Source organism: Opitutus sp. sgz309028, from assembly GCF_059821195.1.
The window spans coordinates 791,523-807,534 of sequence record NZ_JCAMRR010000002.1 but is presented as its reverse complement, the minus strand read 5'-3'; the positions used below and the strand labels follow the sequence as shown (position 1 = coordinate 807,534).

Annotated in this window: 13 protein-coding genes; 8 read left to right on the top strand and 5 right to left on the bottom strand. The window is 66.0% G+C overall.

The features are described from left to right. Positions 1-9 precede the first annotated feature (9 nt). From AC6RV7_RS09170 to AC6RV7_RS09160, 3 genes are all read left to right on the top strand, one after another. A complete protein-coding gene (locus AC6RV7_RS09170; protein ID WP_500093671.1) occupies positions 10-996 on the top strand; it encodes an N-acetylglucosamine-6-phosphate deacetylase in 987 nt (328 codons plus the stop codon). Then, entirely contained in the window at positions 993-1,784 is a 792-nt protein-coding gene (locus AC6RV7_RS09165; RefSeq protein WP_500093670.1) for a glucosamine-6-phosphate deaminase, read from the top strand. The genes AC6RV7_RS09170 and AC6RV7_RS09165 overlap by 4 nt, the downstream gene beginning before the upstream one ends. Before the next feature lie 71 nt (positions 1,785-1,855). Continuing rightward, on the top strand, positions 1,856-3,118 hold the full coding sequence (locus AC6RV7_RS09160; RefSeq protein WP_500093669.1) for an AGE family epimerase/isomerase: 1,263 nt from the start codon (positions 1,856-1,858) through the stop codon (positions 3,116-3,118). A gap of 54 nt (positions 3,119-3,172) precedes the next feature. Here AC6RV7_RS09160 and AC6RV7_RS09155 read toward each other — a convergent pair whose 3' ends face one another. After that, positions 3,173-4,444 carry an MFS transporter gene (locus AC6RV7_RS09155; protein ID WP_500093668.1) on the bottom strand — a complete coding sequence of 424 codons (1,272 nt, stop codon included), beginning with the start codon at positions 4,442-4,444 and terminating at the stop codon, positions 3,173-3,175. 61 nt (positions 4,445-4,505) lie between these two features. Then, the gene (locus AC6RV7_RS09150) at positions 4,506-6,776 is read right to left on the bottom strand and encodes a glycoside hydrolase family 3 N-terminal domain-containing protein (protein WP_500093667.1); all 2,271 of its coding nucleotides are present in this window, start codon (positions 6,774-6,776) and stop codon (positions 4,506-4,508) included. A 480-nt stretch (positions 6,777-7,256) separates the two neighbouring features. On the opposite strand from AC6RV7_RS09150, the gene AC6RV7_RS09145 reads away from it, so the two are divergent. The 5 genes from AC6RV7_RS09145 to AC6RV7_RS09125 all read left to right on the top strand — a co-directional run bounded on the left by AC6RV7_RS09145 (position 7,257) and on the right by AC6RV7_RS09125 (position 13,160). Beyond that, entirely contained in the window at positions 7,257-7,475 is a 219-nt protein-coding gene (locus AC6RV7_RS09145) for a hypothetical protein (protein WP_500093666.1), read from the top strand. A 48-nt stretch (positions 7,476-7,523) separates the two neighbouring features. Further along, positions 7,524-8,573 (top strand): poly(ethylene terephthalate) hydrolase family protein, encoded by a 1,050-nt coding sequence (locus AC6RV7_RS09140; protein WP_500093665.1) that lies wholly within the window; start codon positions 7,524-7,526, stop codon positions 8,571-8,573. Positions 8,574-8,717: 144 nt separating this feature from the next. After that, entirely contained in the window at positions 8,718-9,560 is an 843-nt protein-coding gene (locus AC6RV7_RS09135) for a fumarylacetoacetate hydrolase family protein (RefSeq protein WP_500093664.1), read from the top strand. Between the two features lie 4 nt (positions 9,561-9,564). Further along, a complete protein-coding gene (locus AC6RV7_RS09130; protein ID WP_500093663.1) occupies positions 9,565-11,166 on the top strand; it encodes an aldehyde dehydrogenase (NADP(+)) in 1,602 nt (533 codons plus the stop codon). Positions 11,167-11,207: 41 nt separating this feature from the next. Continuing rightward, positions 11,208-13,160: a YjhG/YagF family D-xylonate dehydratase gene (locus tag AC6RV7_RS09125; protein ID WP_500093662.1), complete on the top strand. Its 1,953-nt coding sequence runs from the start codon at positions 11,208-11,210 to the stop codon at positions 13,158-13,160. Positions 13,161-13,164: 4 nt separating this feature from the next. Here AC6RV7_RS09125 and AC6RV7_RS09120 read toward each other — a convergent pair whose 3' ends face one another. The 3 genes from AC6RV7_RS09120 to AC6RV7_RS09110 form a co-directional block, all read right to left on the bottom strand. Continuing rightward, positions 13,165-14,457 carry a GDSL-type esterase/lipase family protein gene (locus tag AC6RV7_RS09120; protein WP_500093661.1) on the bottom strand — a complete coding sequence of 431 codons (1,293 nt, stop codon included), beginning with the start codon at positions 14,455-14,457 and terminating at the stop codon, positions 13,165-13,167. Positions 14,458-14,564: 107 nt separating this feature from the next. Further along, entirely contained in the window at positions 14,565-14,981 is a 417-nt protein-coding gene (ndk, locus tag AC6RV7_RS09115) for a nucleoside-diphosphate kinase (protein ID WP_500093660.1), read from the bottom strand. Positions 14,982-15,076: 95 nt separating this feature from the next. Next, on the bottom strand, positions 15,077-16,003 hold the full coding sequence (locus AC6RV7_RS09110; RefSeq protein ID WP_500093659.1) for a TIGR01777 family oxidoreductase: 927 nt from the start codon (positions 16,001-16,003) through the stop codon (positions 15,077-15,079). Between the last annotated feature and the right edge of the window lie 9 nt (positions 16,004-16,012).

Here is a 16,012-nt window from a genome sequence, read left to right as displayed (position 1 = left end):
ATCCCGCCCATGTCGTCCCTTCCGCCCCCGCCGCCCGATTTCGTTTCCGCTGACGATGCGGCGGCCGCCGGCCTGTTCGATTTTCAGGTCAACGGTTTCGGCGGCGTCGACTTCCAATCCGAAGACCTGACGGCCGCTCAACTCCAGCAGGCGTTGCGTTGCTTGGGGGCGCACGGCGTGGCCGCAATCTTCGCGACGCTGATCACCGACGGGATCGATGCGCTCTGCCGGAAGTTGGAACGCCTCGAACAACTTTGCGCCCGCGATCCCGCGGCCCGGGCCTGTATTGTGGGTTATCATTTGGAAGGACCGTGGCTTCGGCCCGAGCCCGGCTACTGTGGTGCCCATCCGGCGGAAGCGATGCGCGCCCCCGTCTATACCGATTTTCAGCGACTCCAAAACGCCGCACGGGGCCGGATCCGGCTCGTCACACTCGCCCCGGAATGGCCGGGCTGCCCGGAGTTCATCAGCGCGCTCACTGCCGACAGAGTACATGTCGCGCTCGGCCATACCGATGCCAGCGAGCAGGAGATCGATCGGGCGATCGCCGCCGGCGCGCGCTTCGCGACCCACCTCGGCAACGGCGTGCCGTCGATTCTGCCGCGGCACGACAACATCATCCAGCGGCTGCTCGCCCGTGACGAACTATACGCCTGCTTCATCCCGGACGGCGTTCACCTGCCCGCTCACGTCTTGCGCAACTTTGTTCGCGCCAAGCCCGCCGACCGGGTGCTTTTCACCACGGACGCGATGGCTGGCGCCGGCGCGCCTCCCGGGACGTATCGCCTCGGCCGGATGGAGGTTCAGATCGGCGCCGATGGGATCGCACGTCAGCCAGGCAACACCGGGTTCGCCGGATCCACGCTCACACCCGACACCGGGATCGCTCACGTTGCGGCGTGGTTGGACCTGCCCCGCTCGGTCGCCCGCCGCCTGTGGTCCGATATCCCGGCCCATGTCTTCGGCGTGACGCTCGCCGCCTCACCTCTGTCATGAGCAATCTGCCCCGCTATTTCAGCGTCGACCGTCTCGCGGTTGAAGTTCATCGCGACCGCCATGAGGCCGGCTGCGCCGGCGCCCGCGCCGCTGCGGCCTACCTGCGCGACGTCCTCTCTACCCAAGGCCAGGCCCGGATCGTCTTCGGCTGCGCGCCGTCACAAGACGACTTTCTCGCCGCGCTGATCGATCCACGATTGAGCGGCGTGGCACTCGACTGGCGGCGCATCGTGGTCTTTCACATGGACGACTACCTCGGCCTCACCGCCGAGAGCCCGCAAAGCTTTCGTCACTATCTGCGCGAGCATCTGCTTCGCCACGTCGCGGTCGGCGAGTTCCACCCGCTCGCCGGCGAAGCGTCCGACGTCGACGCCATGTGCGCGAACTACTCCCGCAAGCTGACCGAGCGACCGATCGACCTGATCTGCCTCGGCATCGGGGAGAACGGTCACATCGCCTTCAACGACCCGCCGGTTGCCGATTTCGACGATCCGGCGCTGGTCAAGGTTGTCGAGCTCGACCGGGCTTGCCGGCAGCAGCAGGTCAACGACGGCTGCTTCGCCACCTTCGCGGCGGTGCCGACGCGGGCCATCACGCTCACCGTCCCAGTATTCCGGCAGGCGCGCCGCCTGACCGTCCAGGTTCCCGGTCCGCGCAAAGCCGCGGCCGTCCACACCGCCCTGATGGACCCGATCTCCACCGCGTGTCCGGCCTCCGTACTGCGCCTCCATCCGAACGCCACCTTGTATCTCGATCCGGCGTCAGCCGCCGGTCCGCGGTCGGCGTAAAGCCGTTTCCCGTTCGTCTCCCTCGCAGACGGCCGCCCCGCGGCCGCGCGCCCGTATCCGCTTTCCAATTAATGCTCTCCTCGCCCGGCTCTCCTCCCCAGAACGTCCAGCGCTCCGCCTGTCTCGATGCCGTGCGCCGCGTGCGGCTATCAGATCAGGCGCCCCTGGCCGCCTGGCTGCGGCAGCATTTGTTCGAGCATGTCCTGTCGTTTTGGGAGCGTCATGGCGTCGACGAGAAAGGCGGACTGCTTACGTGCCTCGACGATCGGGGCGCCGTCCTCAGCACGGAAAAATGGCTGTGGAGCCAGTGGCGGGCCGTGTGGGTGTTCAGCCGCGTATATCGCCAACTGGAACGCGCGCCGAAATGGCTGCAGCGGGCCACCGGCATCGCCGAGTTCTGCCTGCGACACGGCTGGGACGAACAATCGCAGGGCTGGGTCCTGCTGCTGGCGCGGGACGGTCGCATTCTGCGCGGCTGCGAAAGCACGTATGTCGACGCCTTCGCCGTCTATGCGCTGGCTGAGCTGTACCAGGCAGGTGGAGACGCGCACATGTTGCAGTTGGCCGTCCGGACGGCGGACGCCGCCCTGCAGAAGCTCGCGGGGCCGTATGACCGCATCCCGCACTTTCCGTATCCCATCCCGCCGGGCACCAAACCCCACGGCATCCCCATGCTGTGGTCGCTCACCTTGGCGGAACTCGGCCGCGTCGCCGGCGAACAACGCTTTCTCGACGCGGCGGCGGCACTCTCTGCGGAAATATTCCGCGACTTCCACCGGCCGGATCGCAATCTGATCCTGGAACAGGTGAGCCCTGAGGGTTGCGAACTGCCTCCGCCCGCCGGCACGGCCGTCGTGCCTGGTCACGTGATCGAGGACATGTGGTTCCAGGTCCATGTGCGGCATCTGCTCGGAGTCCGCGATCCCGCCGGCGAGGCCGCTCTTCACAATCTGACGCTGCGCCATCTTGAGCTGGGCTGGGACCGCGAACCACCGGGGGGCATCCGGCTCGCGATCGATGCGGACGGCCGCACCGATGTCGCGTGGGGGTTTGCCGACAGCAAGCTGTGGTGGCCTCACACCGAAGCCCTCTACAGCACGCTGCTCGGCTGGGAGCGGACCCACCGCCCTGAGTTTCTCGACTGGTATGAAAAACTCTGGACGTTGTGTCTGGACCACTACGTCGACTGGCAGCACGGCGAATGGCGTCAAAAACTCGATCGTTCGCTCGCGCCGGTGGATGAGGTCATTGCGTTGCCGGTGAAAGACCCCTTTCACCTTCCGCGGAGCCTGATCCTGCAGCTCGCGCTGCTCGAAAAGGGCTTTCAGCCGTAAGCGGTCGTTTCAGAAACCGCCGGCCGCCCGCCGCCCCCCGACCCGATGCGGCGCTCAGACGGCGCGAGGCAGCTCCCGGATCCAGCCCAGTTCGCCGATCAGCCAGCACATGACGACGAAAGCCGTGAGGTGCATCACCGCACATACGCTGAAGACCGGGGTGAAGGACACGTTCTGCACCGTCCACCCGATCATCTGCTGAGTAACGATGCCCGCCACGCCGCCGAGGGTGCCGGCGAGTCCCGTCACGGTGCCGATCATCCGCTTCGGGAAAATCTCCGCCGGCAGCGCCATGAACCCCCAAGCCGCGTGCCCGAACATCACCACACTGATCAGTGCCACCGCCCAAGCCGGCGTGGCCACCCGCGTGATCAACAGGCAGCAAATCGGCGTCAGGCACGACACGGCGAAGATCACCGTCTTGCGGGCCCGGTTGAGCGACCAGTTCCTGCCGACCAGGTAACGCGGAATCAACCCGCCGACGATGTTTCCGATCGCCAGCGCGACGAACGGGATGCCGCTATACTTGCCGATGTCCGCCAGATCGAAGCCCCGCTCCTGCTGCAGAAACTGCGGCGTCCAAAAGATGAAAAAATACGAAATGGGATCCAGCAGCATCCGCACGAGGAGGCAGCCCCAGACCTCGCGAAGACGCAGCAACTGCCGCAGCGGGACCGGCTTTTCACCCACTTCCGCCTTCTGGTCCGCGGCGATCAACACCCCCTCTTCTTTCGTCAGCCAGGGATGGTTCTTCGGCAGCCGGTAAACCACGGCCCAGATCGCGACCCAGACAAAACCAAACCCGCCGCCGACCACGAAAGCCCAGCGCCAACCCCACGTCAGGGCAATCCATGACACCAGCGGCGCGGCAAGTGCGGCGCCAACCGCCGTGCCGCCGTTGAAAATGCCGACAGCGAGCGCGCGCTCCTTCACCGGAAACCACTCCGAAACCGCGCGCACTCCCGCGGGAAAACTTGCCGGCTCGGCGGCGCCGAGGAGGAACCGCACCACCGAGAACTGCAGCGCCGTCCGCGCGAAGGCGTGCAGGATGTTCGCCACCGACCAGCTGGTGACGAAGGTCAACAGCGACCAGCGCGTTCCGAGGAAATCCACCAACCGCCCGCTCACCGCATACATCACCGTGTAGCTGATGAGAAACGCCGTCGTGATCTGCGCATAGTCCACCGTGCTCAGGTGGAGCTCCTCCTGAATGGTGTGGGCCAGCACCGACAGCGTCTGACGGTCGAAATAGTTCAACTCCGAGGCGAAGCAGAGCATGACGGCGACATACCACCGCAGTCCGGGCACTTTGAGGGTTGGCTTCATATCATGCAGATGGCTTCGTCTCCATTTCGCCGGCAACGATTCGCGGACAAAATCCTGCCGTTCACATCGTGAGCGGCTGTGACTCGCGCACCGGTTCCTCCTCGGGGACGGAACCGTCATCCGCGGCCACGGTGAAGTTCCCCTGCAGCCGGATGTCCTCCGACGAGGCGCCGATCATCACGGTGAAACGCCCGGGTTCGACGGTCCAGTGGCCCGCGCGGTCATACAGCTCGAGATGCTCGGGCGTGATCGTGAAGCGGGCGGTGGCGGTCTCGCCCGGCTTTAGCGACAGCCGCGCAAACCCGCGCAGCATCTTGTCGTAGGTGGTCACGCTGCTGTAGTCGTCCCGCAAATACAATTGGACGATCTCAACGCCGGCGCGGTCTCCGCGATTGGTGACCTCACAGCTCACCTCGACGCGGCCTTCCGCGTCAATTGTTTCGGGTCCGACTTGGAGATTCGCGTAGTGAAAAGTCGTATAACTGAGGCCGTGCCCAAAAGGGAACAGCGCTCCTTGCACCTGGCCGCCATCGCGGCCCTGCGAGCCCGGTTTGGCGGGAAAGTTGAAGGGGATCTGTCCCACGGATTTCGGAAAGGTGATCGGCAGTTTGCCGGAAGGATTGTGGTCGCCGACCAACACGTCGGCCAGCGCCGCGCCGCCCAGCTCGCCCGGAAACCACATCTCCACGATCGCTGGCACGAAGCGTTGCGCCCAATTGATGCTAAGCGGCCGACCGTTGGTCAGCACGAGCACGATCGGTTTGCCCGTCTCATGAAGCGCACGGAGCAGGTCTTCCTGAAATCCCGGCAGGTCGAGGCTGATCCGTGAAGCGTCCTCGCGGCTGATGAGTTCGTCCTCACCGAGCACGGCGATCACGACTTCCGCCTCTCGCGCGGCGGCCACCGCCTCGGCGATCCCCGCCTTTACCTTTTCCGATGGCGGCAGCTTGAACACGTCGCTCTCCGGAAAGCGCGCGTCGACGATGTCGCAGCCTTTCGCGTATCTCACCTCGACTTGCGGGCCGAGCTTCTGCCGCAGGCCGGCGAGCGGGGTGACGAAATCGATCCACGGTGGACCGTAGCGCGACCACCAGCCCACCGCATCGTCTGCCATCGGGCCCACCACCAGGATCTTTTTCAAATCGCCGCGCAGGGGCAGCAGTTGTCCCTCATTCTTTAGCAGCACGATCGACTCGCGGGCGGCACGGGCGGCGAGCGCAAGATGCTTGGGCGAGCGGACAACGTTCTCCGCCGCCGCCGGATCCGCGACATACGGCTGGTCGAAAAGGCCCAGCCAGAATTTCACGCGCAAAATGTCTCGCACCCGGGAATCGATCACGTCCATCGAAAGCCGTCCCTCGGCGACCAACTGACGCAACAGGCGGCCGTAATCCTCGGGGGCGGTGAAATTCGTTCGGACGTTTAGTCCCGCCTCTACCGACTGTCGCACCGCCTCAAGCGCCGTCGGAGCCACCCGGTGATGATAGTGCACGCGCTCGACCGAGCCGCTGTCGGAGACCACGTAACCTTTGAAGCCGTATTCGTTGCGGAGGATATCAGTCAGGAACTGACGGCTGGCCTGCACGGGGATGCCATCGTAGTCGTTGTAAGACGCCATCACGCCCAATGCGCCGGCGTCACGCACCGCTTTGCGGAACGGATACAGCAGCGTGGTCTGGACTTCGCGCCAGGAGACCTGAGGGTCGGCGCGGGCATCGCCGTCGCGCGACCCCTTCATTACGCTGTAGACGGCGAAGTGCTTCAGGGTTGAGACCACGCGTTCATCTTGCAGGCCGCGGACCTGAGCCATGCCGAGTTCACCAGCGAGAAACGGGTCTTCGCCATACGTTTCCGTCGTGCGCCCCCAGCGTGGATCGCGCGCCAGATCCAGGATCGGCGAATAGACATTCGTATAGCCGAGCGCGCGAGCCTCGGCGCCCGTGGCGCGGCCAATGCCGTTGACCAGTTCGCGATCGAACGCACTGGCCACGCCGAGTTGCGCCGGGAAACTGGTGGCTTTGGAGTGCGCGAGGCCGCGGATTCCCTCGTTCGTGAAATCAACCGGGATGCCGAGACGCGTTTGCTCAACGAACCAGCGCTGCACCTCGTTGCGAGCCTGGGCATGTCGCGACCAGGGCCATGCATAACGCGCCAAGGGAAGGTTTTTATAGCGTTCGATCCAGCCGGAATGGCCGTTGCCATGCTCGTCAATGTTACCGATTCCGTCCTTCCAAAACGCGTTTTTCCACTCCGCCGTCGGAAGCTCGTCCTTCACCACGCGCGGATAGCCGTAAAGTGTCACCATCTGGGCCGTCTTTTCATCCGGACTCATGCTCCGCAACAAGTCTTCGATGCGCGCCGCTCGCGGGAGAGCCGGATCCTCATAGGGATCCTTCGCCCCATTTTTGTTAAAGTCGATCCATCCGTCGTGGTAGATGGCACTCGCAGGCGCCGCGGTCACGAAGAGGTTTGGCGAAACGTCCTTCGCAGCCAGTTGTCCGACCGGAACCGACGCGACGACGGTCCCGGCGAGTAGAAAATATCCAGCGAATCTGGGGGAAGAAGCATTTCGGGGGCCTGCACGCATGGCCGCATTCCGGCCACCGGCTGTAAGGGCGCAAAGGCTTATTCATTGGACGTTGAAAATCTATTTTGGCGATTTCGGTTTCCCGGCCGCAACGCGTCCCCGAATCTTTCCGACGTTGCGAGAACAAGCCGATCGTCGCCGCCACTACAACGGCCTCCTCGGCTCGAAATCCCGTTGACCCTCCGGACGGTCTATTTCGGAGTCGAAATAACTCCGCCCCTCCCCATGGCTGCGATCCGCCCCGTTCCCGACGACCTGCCGTTCTGCTCCGCGCGCGCGACTCTCGCTTTTCGCCGGTTCAGCGACCAGACTCTGCAGGCCGTCGGCGTCGAGCAGCTGGCGCCCGGTCATGCCACGGTGCTCCACACCTTCGCCCAGTCTCGGACCCGACCAAAACGAAAAGCGCCCGCGCTCTCCCGCCAGGCTTCCACGCGCGCCGCGTGAGCCGCGGTTAAGATAAACGACACGGCGCTTCGTTCGTCCATTTCACCGATGCACTCCCTCCAACGTCCCCGTCGCCTGTTTCTCTGCTTCGCGGCTTCGTTCGTTCAGGTTTTCGCCGCGCCGCAGTCGTTGGCTGATCACATGGCTCCCACCACGGTCCGAACCGATGCCTCAACCGTCGCTTCCCCGGCGCAGCTGTATCCACCGTTCCTCGCCGAGGCTTTTCGCTCATTCGCAACCGCGCACAGCGACACCGACGCGCAACAACCGGCAGTCGTCGTCGTCGAAAACGGTGGGACCGGTCCTTATTCCGCGATCGCCACGGAGGAATCGACGTTGCCCGGCATGACGGTTTTTCGCCCGCGCGATCTCACGGCGTTTGGTCGCGACACGAAACTTCCGATCCTGCTGTGGGGCAACGGCGCGTGCGCCAACACGACGCAGGAGCACAAGAATTTCCTCAACGAGATCGCCTCGCACGGATACGTCATCCTCGCGATCGGCCGGCTGGATCAGATCGACAGCCGCGACGACCGCGCCCGGCAGCCCACTCACTCCCGTCAGCTGATCGCCGCGCTCGACTGGATCCTCGCGCAAGCCGCGGTGCCCGACAGCCGTTACTTCGGCAAAATCGAAACCTCGCAGGTCGCCGCCATGGGCATGTCCTGCGGCGGTCTGCAGGCGATCGAGATTTCAGGCGATCACCGCATCCGCACGACCATTGTGTGCAACAGCGGCGTGCTCCCGGAGCCGTCTGCGTTGAAAGGCATGCCATCGCTCTCGAAGGACGTCCTCGGCCAGTTCCACGCGCCGGTGCTCTACCTCATGGGCGGGCCTTCCGATATCGCTTACAAAAACGCGATGGATGATTTCGCGCGCGTGAATCATGTGCCGATCGCGATGGCCAATCTCGACGTCGGGCACGGCGGCACCTACGGCCAGCCCCACGGCGGCGACTTCACCCGCGTCGCGCTCGCCTGGCTCGATTGGCAACTGAAAGGAGAAACCGCCGCCGCCAGGATGTTCGTCGGCGAGAACAGCGAACTCAGCCGCGATTCGAAGTGGACCCTTGAAACGAAAAACCTGTCGTCGCCGTAGCGCTGCCGCGCCGTTTCGCATCCTGTTTCTGTGCGTCGTTTCGTTCCCGGACCGGCTCGACCGCCCCCAGTCCAACGTTCGACAGAATTCGCGGCTGAAATAACTCGCGGCGGCGGCCAACGTGGATCGCATTCCCCAATCCCCATGCGCCCCCCGCTCCGCCTGTTTTCCACCCGCTCCGGTCTCGTCCTCGAGTCCGACCGCCGCTTCGCCCTCGCGCCGACGTCGTTCACGCTCAGCGCCCTCTTCCAAGCCGACGATCCGCTCGCTTTCGCCGCCCACGCCTTCGCTACCGGCCAACCGACCGAGGCACCCGCCAGCAACGCCCTCCGCGCTCCCATCGACCATCAGGAAATCTGGGCCGCCGGCGTCACTTATCTCCGCAGCATGACCGCGCGCATGGAGGAATCGAAGGTCGCCGGCGGTGGCAGTTTCTACGATCGCGTTTACGCCGCCGACCGGCCGGAGCTGTTCTTCAAATCCACGCCGCACCGCACCGCCGGTCCCGGCGAAACGGTCCGCATCCGCACCGACTCGAGATGGAACGTCCCCGAGCCCGAGCTCACGCTCGCGATCGATGCCCGCGGACGCATCTTCGGCTTCACCATCGGCAACGACATGAGTTCGCGCGACATCGAGGGCGAAAATCCGCTCTACCTGCCGCAAGCCAAGGTTTACGACCGCAGCGCCGCGATCGGTCCCGGCCTCGTCCTCTCCGCCGAGCTGCCGTCGGCCGACACCGCGATCCGTTTGTGTATCCGGCGCGCGGACACGGACGTGTTTGCCGGAGAAACGACCGTCGGCCGGATCAAGCGCCCGCTGCCGTCGCTGGCCGAATGGCTTTTCCGCGATCAGAGTTTTCCGCACGGCTGCTATCTCATGACCGGCACCGGCATCGTGCCGCCCGACTCGTTCACCCTCCAACCGCGCGACGAGATTCGTATCACGCTCGAGCCCGTCGGCACCTTGATCAACACCGTCGCCTGATCCCATGACTCTGCACGGACGAAGCTTCCTGGCTGGACAACCCGGCCCCACGGGCGGTGCGATTTCCCGCGCCGCCAATCCCGCGACCGGCGAAACGCTCGCGCCCGATTTTCATTCCGCCTCACTGGCCGACGTCGACGCCGCCATGAACGCCGCCGCCCAGGCGTTCGGCCGTTATCGCGAACTTTCCGGCGCTGATCGCGCGCACCTGCTCGAAGCGATCGCCACCGAAATCGAAGCGCTCGGCGATGCTCTGCTGGAGCGCGCGGTCGCCGAAACCGGCCTGCCGCTCGCCCGCCTCACCGGCGAACGCGCCCGCACGTGCGGCCAGTTGCGGCTTTTCGCGCAACTCGTGCGCGAGGGTTCGTGGGTCGATGCGCGCATCGATCCGGCGTTGCCCGATCGTCAGCCGCTGCCGCGACCCGACCTGCGCCGGATGCTGCGTCCGCTCGGTCCGGTGGTCGTGTTTGGCGCGAGCAATTTCCCGCTCGCCTTCTCCGTGGCCGGCGGCGACACGGCGTCGGCCCTCGCGGCCGGTTGCCCGGTCGTCGTAAAAGCCCATCCCGCGCATCCCGGCACGTCCGAGCTCGTCGCCGGCGCGATCACCCGCGCGATCGCGAACTGCGGATTGCCTCCAGGGCTTTTCTCGCTGCTGCACGGCGACGGCGCGACCATCGGGATCGCCCTGGTAAAACACCCCGCGACGACTGCGGTCGGTTTTACCGGCTCGCACACCGCGGGTCGCGCGCTGTTCGACGCCGCCGTCTCGCGTCCGCATCCCATTCCCGTTTTCGCGGAGATGAGCAGCGTCAATCCGGTATTCCTGCTCGCCGGCGCCGTCGAAACCCGCGGCCCCGCGCTCGCGCAAGGATTGCTCGGCTCGTTCACGCTCGGCGTCGGCCAGTTCTGCACCAAACCGGGACTCGTGTTTGCCCAACGCAGCTCCCACACGGACGCGCTGCTTTCGGCGCTCGCGCAAGCCGTGCGGGCCGCGCCGTGCGGCACCATGCTGACGGCCGGCATTCGCGACGCCTTCGCGCGTCATCGCGACACCATCACCGCTATTCCCGGCGTGTCCCTCGTCGCGCAAAGCCCCGCCGCTCCGGCCGGTGCCGCCGCCGCCATGCACGCCAGCGTCGCGAGCACGACCGCCGAAAACTTCCTCGCTCATCCCGAGCTCGCCACCGAAGCGTTCGGTCCGTTCACGCTCGTGGTGCTCGCCGACTCCGCGGAACAGCTCGCCGCCTGCGCTTCGGCCCTGGAGGGCCAGCTCACCGCAACGGTTCACGGCACGCCCGAAGACTTGGAGAACGCCCGTCCGCTGCTGGCGACACTCGAACAAAAAGCCGGTCGCGTGCTCTTGAACGGATTTCCCACCGGAGTCGAAGTGTGCGCCGCGATGAATCACGGCGGACCGTATCCAGCAACCACGGACGTTCGTTTCACGTCGGTCGGCACCGCTGCGATCCTGCGTTTCGCGCGTCCGGTTTGCTACCAAGGTTATCCGGACGGGCTGCTGCCGGCTGAGTTGCAGGACGCCAATCCGCTCGGCCTGCTCCGGCTGGTGAACAACGTTCCCACGCGCGAGCCGGTGCGCCGGACCTGAGCACGACCGTCCAGCCATTCACCTTTCGACCGCCCCAGCGCATGAGCGACGCGATCTTCGATTCCGGCAACGACGCGATCTACACGCTGCGCACCACCGCGCCCGGTCCCACCGGCAAACTGCCGGTCACCGCGGAGCGGCTGCGCGCGATGAGCAGCGGCGAGCTGTTCGGTTGGACGCAAAATGCCGGCATGGGCTGGGACCCGCGCCAGCTGCTCGGCCGACAGTTTCTCGTCCTCAGCACGCAGGGCGGCATCCGCGCGCCCGACGGCACGCCGGTCGCTCTTGGTTATCACACGGGCCACTGGGAGGTCGGCCTGCTGATGGAGGAAGCCGCGCGCACGTTTTCCGCCGCCGGCGCCGTGCCGTTCGCCGGCTATGTCAGCGATCCGTGCGACGGCCGCACCAACGGCACCGCCGGCATGCTCGACAGCCTGCCGTATCGCAACGACGCCGCGATTGTCCTACGCCGGCTGATACGCTCGCTCCCCACACGGCGCGGCGTGCTGGGCGTGGCGACGTGCGACAAGGGTCTGCCCGCGATGTTGATGGCGCTCGCGGGCACGCCGGATCTTCCGACGGTGCTCGTGCCCGGCGGCGTCACGCTGCTCGCCGAGGAGGCCGAGGACACCGGCAAGGTGCAAACGCTCGCCACGCGTTTCGCGCGCGACGAAATCTCCCTCGATTACGCCGCCGAGATGGGCTGCCGCGCGTGCGGTTCGCCGGGCGGCGGCTGCCAGTTCATGGGCACCGCGGCGACCTCCCAGGTCGTCGCCGAAGCGCTCGGGCTCGCCTTGCCCCACGCGGCGCTGAGTCCGTCCGGCTCCGAGATCTGGCGCGACCTTGCCCGACGCTCTGCAACGGCGCTGATGGCGCTCGACGCCGCGGGCGTCGTCACGCGCGATCTGCTCACCGAGGATTCAATTCATAACGCCATGGTCGTGCACGCCGCGTTCGGCGGGTCGACCAATCTCGTGTTGCACGTGCCCGCGATCGCGCACGCCGCCGGTGTGCGCCGCCCAACGGTCGACGATTGGGCGCACATCAATCGCGCCGTTCCCCGGCTCGTCGATGCGCTGCCGAACGGTCCGCGCCATTTCGCAACCGTGCAGGTATTCCTGGCCGGCGGCGTGCCGGAAGCGATGCTTCATCTTCGCGACCTGGATCTACTGCGACTCGACGCCCGCACGGTCACCGGCCGCACACTTGGCGAGAATCTCGCGTGGTGGGAGACCAGCGAACGACGCCGTCGCTTGCGCGCCAAGTTAACCGAGCTCGATGGCATCGATCCGCTCGACGTGATCCTCCCGCCGCCGCGCGCGCGCGAGCGCGGGCTCACCAGTACGATCACGTTTCTCCGCGGCAACCTCGCGCCCGAGGGCGCGCTCGTCAAAAGCACCGCCATCGCGCCCGAGCGCATCGGTGCGGATGGCGTTTACCTCCACGAAGGTCCGGCGCGGGTGTTCACCAGCGAGGCGCACGCGATCGCCGCAATCAAGAGCGGCTCGGTCAAAGCCGGCGACATCATGGTCCTGATCGGCATCGGCCCGGGCTGCGGTATGCCGGAAACGTATCAGATCACGTCGGCGCTCAAATATGTGAAGGACGGTTCGCGAATCGCGCTCATCACCGACGGGCGTTTCTCCGGCGTGTCCACCGGCGCGTGCATCGGTCACGCGAGTCCGGAAGCCTGGGCCGGCGGTCCGATCGGACGCGTGCGCAACGGCGATCTGATCCGCGTGCGGATCGACACGAATTCGCTCGAGGGTGCGATCGATGTGATCGGACCGACCGCCGCCGAATTCCTCGCGCGGCCGATCCATCCTGATCTGCGCCGCGACGAACGCGTGCCGGCTGACACGCGGCTCTGGGCCGCGCTTCAGGATGCGAGCGGCGGCAGCTGGAGCGGTTGCGTTTACGACGCCGATCGCATCTCCCAACTGCTCGAGCTCGGCCGCGCTGCCGAGCGCCGCTTGGCAGATTCGCCGGCGTGATGGCTTAACGCAGTTCCTGCACGCGGATCCGGCGATACTCGACCTGTCCGCGATCGCTTTCGAAGCCGATCGCGCCGTCCGCCGGGACCGCCATCGCATCGACGAGCACCTCGCCGTTGCAGGTGGCGTGGGCCAAACCGCCCTTCACCGTCACCACGACTTCGTTCCAATCGTAGGGGCGATAGTTCTGCAACTGGCGGAACGGCCCCGCCAGCGGATAGTCGCGGACCTGCAGCTGCACGCCGCGGATGTAGGCGCCGCTGTCGGCATTCGGACTCGCGCGAAACTCGAAGCGCAGCGCGAAGTCACGCGGAAAGGTCTGCGCCGTAATCAGTTTCCGGATACCTTCAGGACCGTGCGCGGCGTTCACGACCAGCCGTCCGTTCGCCGCGATAAAGCGCCGGTCCGGGGTCGCGGGTTTGGCCTCGAATGCCGCTCCGTCCGGGTAGGTCCACCCGGCGAAATCGCGACCGTTGAACAGGCTGACGAACCCCGGCTCCGGCGTAAAATCGTCGGGCCACGCGGGCACGAGCCCGAGTGTTTCCAGCGTGGGCCGCAGCGCCTTGGCCCAGCGCGCGTAGCCGGCCGCGTTCGGATGGAGCAAATCGGGAAACTCGTCCGCCGGCGCATCGCCCTGCTGCGTGGCGAACAGCGAATAGGTGTCGACGATCGTGACCTGCGGCTCGGCGCCCACGGCCGCGGTGTAGAGATCGTTCATCTTGCGAATCTGCGTCGCGGGCCGGCGCATCGTCAGCGAGCTCGGCATCACGCGGCAGAGCACGATCGGCATCGCGGGATTGTGCGCCTTCAGCGCGGCGACGATCAATTTCACGTTGCCCGCTGCGATTTCGGGCGAGCCCCATTCCTCGAGATCGTTCGTGCCGATCAGCAACACGACGCCCGCCGGATTCAGCGCGATCACGTCCTCCTGCAGGCGGATCAACACGCCCCGTGTCGTGTCACCGCTGATACCGCGATTGGCTATTTTCACACCTGGGAAAATACTGCCGACGTCGCCCCAGCCCTGCGTGATCGAGTCGCCGAGGAACACCAGCGCGCCCTGATCCTTCTTCACATTTTGCGCCCACGTGCTGCGTCGCTCGCGCCAGAGATTGCGAAACCAGTCGTAGCGCCGGATCGGACCGGATCCGGGAAGACCGTCGTCCGTCGCGGGAATTTCGAAGCGATCTTCGGCGTCCGCCGTCGTCGCATTATTGTCGGTCGCAGCCTGGAGCACGGCGCCGAGCGGAAGGATATTGAGGGCCAGAAAACAAAACAGCAGGGATCGGGGTTTCACGTCGACCAGCGAAACACGCTGCCGCGCCCGACGCAAAACCGCAGTTTTCTCCGCCGAATACAGGCAAAAAAAACCCGGCGCGCGGCCGGGCTTTGGGAGAAAGTGTCTTAGGCGAACAGCTCTTCGGGTTTGAAGAAGCGGGCGAGTTCGGCCTTGGCGTTCTCGTCGCTGTCGGACGCGTGCACCACGTTCTTCATCATCTCGGTGCCGAAGTCGCCGCGAATCGTGCCCTTCGCGGCCTTGCGCGAATCGGTCGGGCCGAGCAGATCGCGCACGCGTTGCACGATGTTTTCGCCCTGGAGCGCCATGACGATCACCGGACGCGAGCTCATGAACTGCTCGATCTCGGGATAGAACGGCTTGCTCGCGACGTGCGCGTAGTGCTCGCGCAACAACGCCGGCGTGAGGCGCGTCATCTTGCAGCCGATCACGTCGAAGCCCTCGGCTTCGAAGCGACTGAGCACCGTGCCGACGACACGCTTCTCCATGCAATCGGGCTTAAAGATAATGAACGTTTTCTGCATACGAAGGGCCCAACGTAGGCTTGGCCTTCCATTTGGCTAGCCTAAAGGCGGCCGGGAAAACCCGGCGCTCGCTTCCGGAAACTCCGCCACGCGGATCACTCGCCGCTCACACTCTCTCGCAACGCCGCGGCGAGCGTTGGCTCTTCAAAGCGAAACCCACTCTCCTCCAGCCGCCGTGGCACGGCCCGCGTGCTTGCGAGCAGCGCCTCGTCGGCCATTCCGCCCAACACCGCGCGCAACGCCCACGCCGGCGCCGGCAACAGCGCCGGCCGGTGCAGACTGCGAGCCAGCGCCCGTGTGAAATCGGCATTTCGCACCGGCTCGGGCGCCACAACATTGAAAGCGCCCGTGCACCCGGCATCCGCCATGACCCACGCGACCGCGCGCACGAGATCGTGCAACGCTACCCAACTCATCCACTGCCGCCCGGAACCGAGTCGTCCGCCGAGCCCGAGCCGAAACAGCGGCAGCATTTGGGCGAGCGCGCCGCCATCGCGCGTCAACACCGTGCCAAACCGCAGCATCGCGACCCGCACGCCGAGCGCTTCCGCCGCCCGCGCCTCGGTTTCCCACGCCGCACAGACCTCCGCGAGAAAGCCTGTGCCCGCTGTCGAATGTTCGTCGACGATCTCCTCGCCGCGGTCGCCGTAAAAACCCACCGCCGATGCGTTCACGAGCACCGCGGGCCGCGGCGACGCCGCGCGCAGCGCCGTCACCAGCGTGCGCGTCGCCTCAATCCGGCTGCTCCGGATCGCCTCGCGCCGCGGCGCGGTCCAGCGATGTCCGATATTTTCACCGGAAAGATTCACGACCGCGGTCGCGCCCGCGAGCACGCGCGGAGCAAGCTCGCCCGCCGCCGGGTCCCACCGCGCCTCGCCTGCCCCGGGCGCGCGACGCACCAGGCGCACCACGCGTTTCCCGGATTTCTCCAACGCCGACACCAGAGCGCGTCCGATCAAACCGGACGCACCCGCAATCACCACCGTTTCCAGCCCGCCGCTCGTCGATTGATCGTCGTTCATCGTCCGCAC

Coding starts and splice junctions, on each gene's coding strand:
- AC6RV7_RS09135 (WP_500093664.1), top strand. CDS start 8,718: ATGCGCCCCCCGCTCCGCCTGTTTTCCACCCGCTCCGGTCTCGTCCTC.
- AC6RV7_RS09140 (WP_500093665.1), top strand. CDS start 7,524: ATGCACTCCCTCCAACGTCCCCGTCGCCTGTTTCTCTGCTTCGCGGCT.
- AC6RV7_RS09165 (WP_500093670.1), top strand. CDS start 993: ATGAGCAATCTGCCCCGCTATTTCAGCGTCGACCGTCTCGCGGTTGAA.
- AC6RV7_RS09155 (WP_500093668.1), bottom strand. CDS start 4,444: ATGAAGCCAACCCTCAAAGTGCCCGGACTGCGGTGGTATGTCGCCGTC.
- AC6RV7_RS09125 (WP_500093662.1), top strand. CDS start 11,208: ATGAGCGACGCGATCTTCGATTCCGGCAACGACGCGATCTACACGCTG.
- AC6RV7_RS09145 (WP_500093666.1), top strand. CDS start 7,257: ATGGCTGCGATCCGCCCCGTTCCCGACGACCTGCCGTTCTGCTCCGCG.
- AC6RV7_RS09150 (WP_500093667.1), bottom strand. CDS start 6,776: ATGAGTCCGGATGAAAAGACGGCCCAGATGGTGACACTTTACGGCTAT.
- AC6RV7_RS09110 (WP_500093659.1), bottom strand. CDS start 16,003: ATGAACGACGATCAATCGACGAGCGGCGGGCTGGAAACGGTGGTGATT.
- AC6RV7_RS09130 (WP_500093663.1), top strand. CDS start 9,565: ATGACTCTGCACGGACGAAGCTTCCTGGCTGGACAACCCGGCCCCACG.
- AC6RV7_RS09170 (WP_500093671.1), top strand. CDS start 10: ATGTCGTCCCTTCCGCCCCCGCCGCCCGATTTCGTTTCCGCTGACGAT.
- AC6RV7_RS09160 (WP_500093669.1), top strand. CDS start 1,856: ATGCTCTCCTCGCCCGGCTCTCCTCCCCAGAACGTCCAGCGCTCCGCC.
- ndk (WP_500093660.1), bottom strand. CDS start 14,981: ATGCAGAAAACGTTCATTATCTTTAAGCCCGATTGCATGGAGAAGCGT.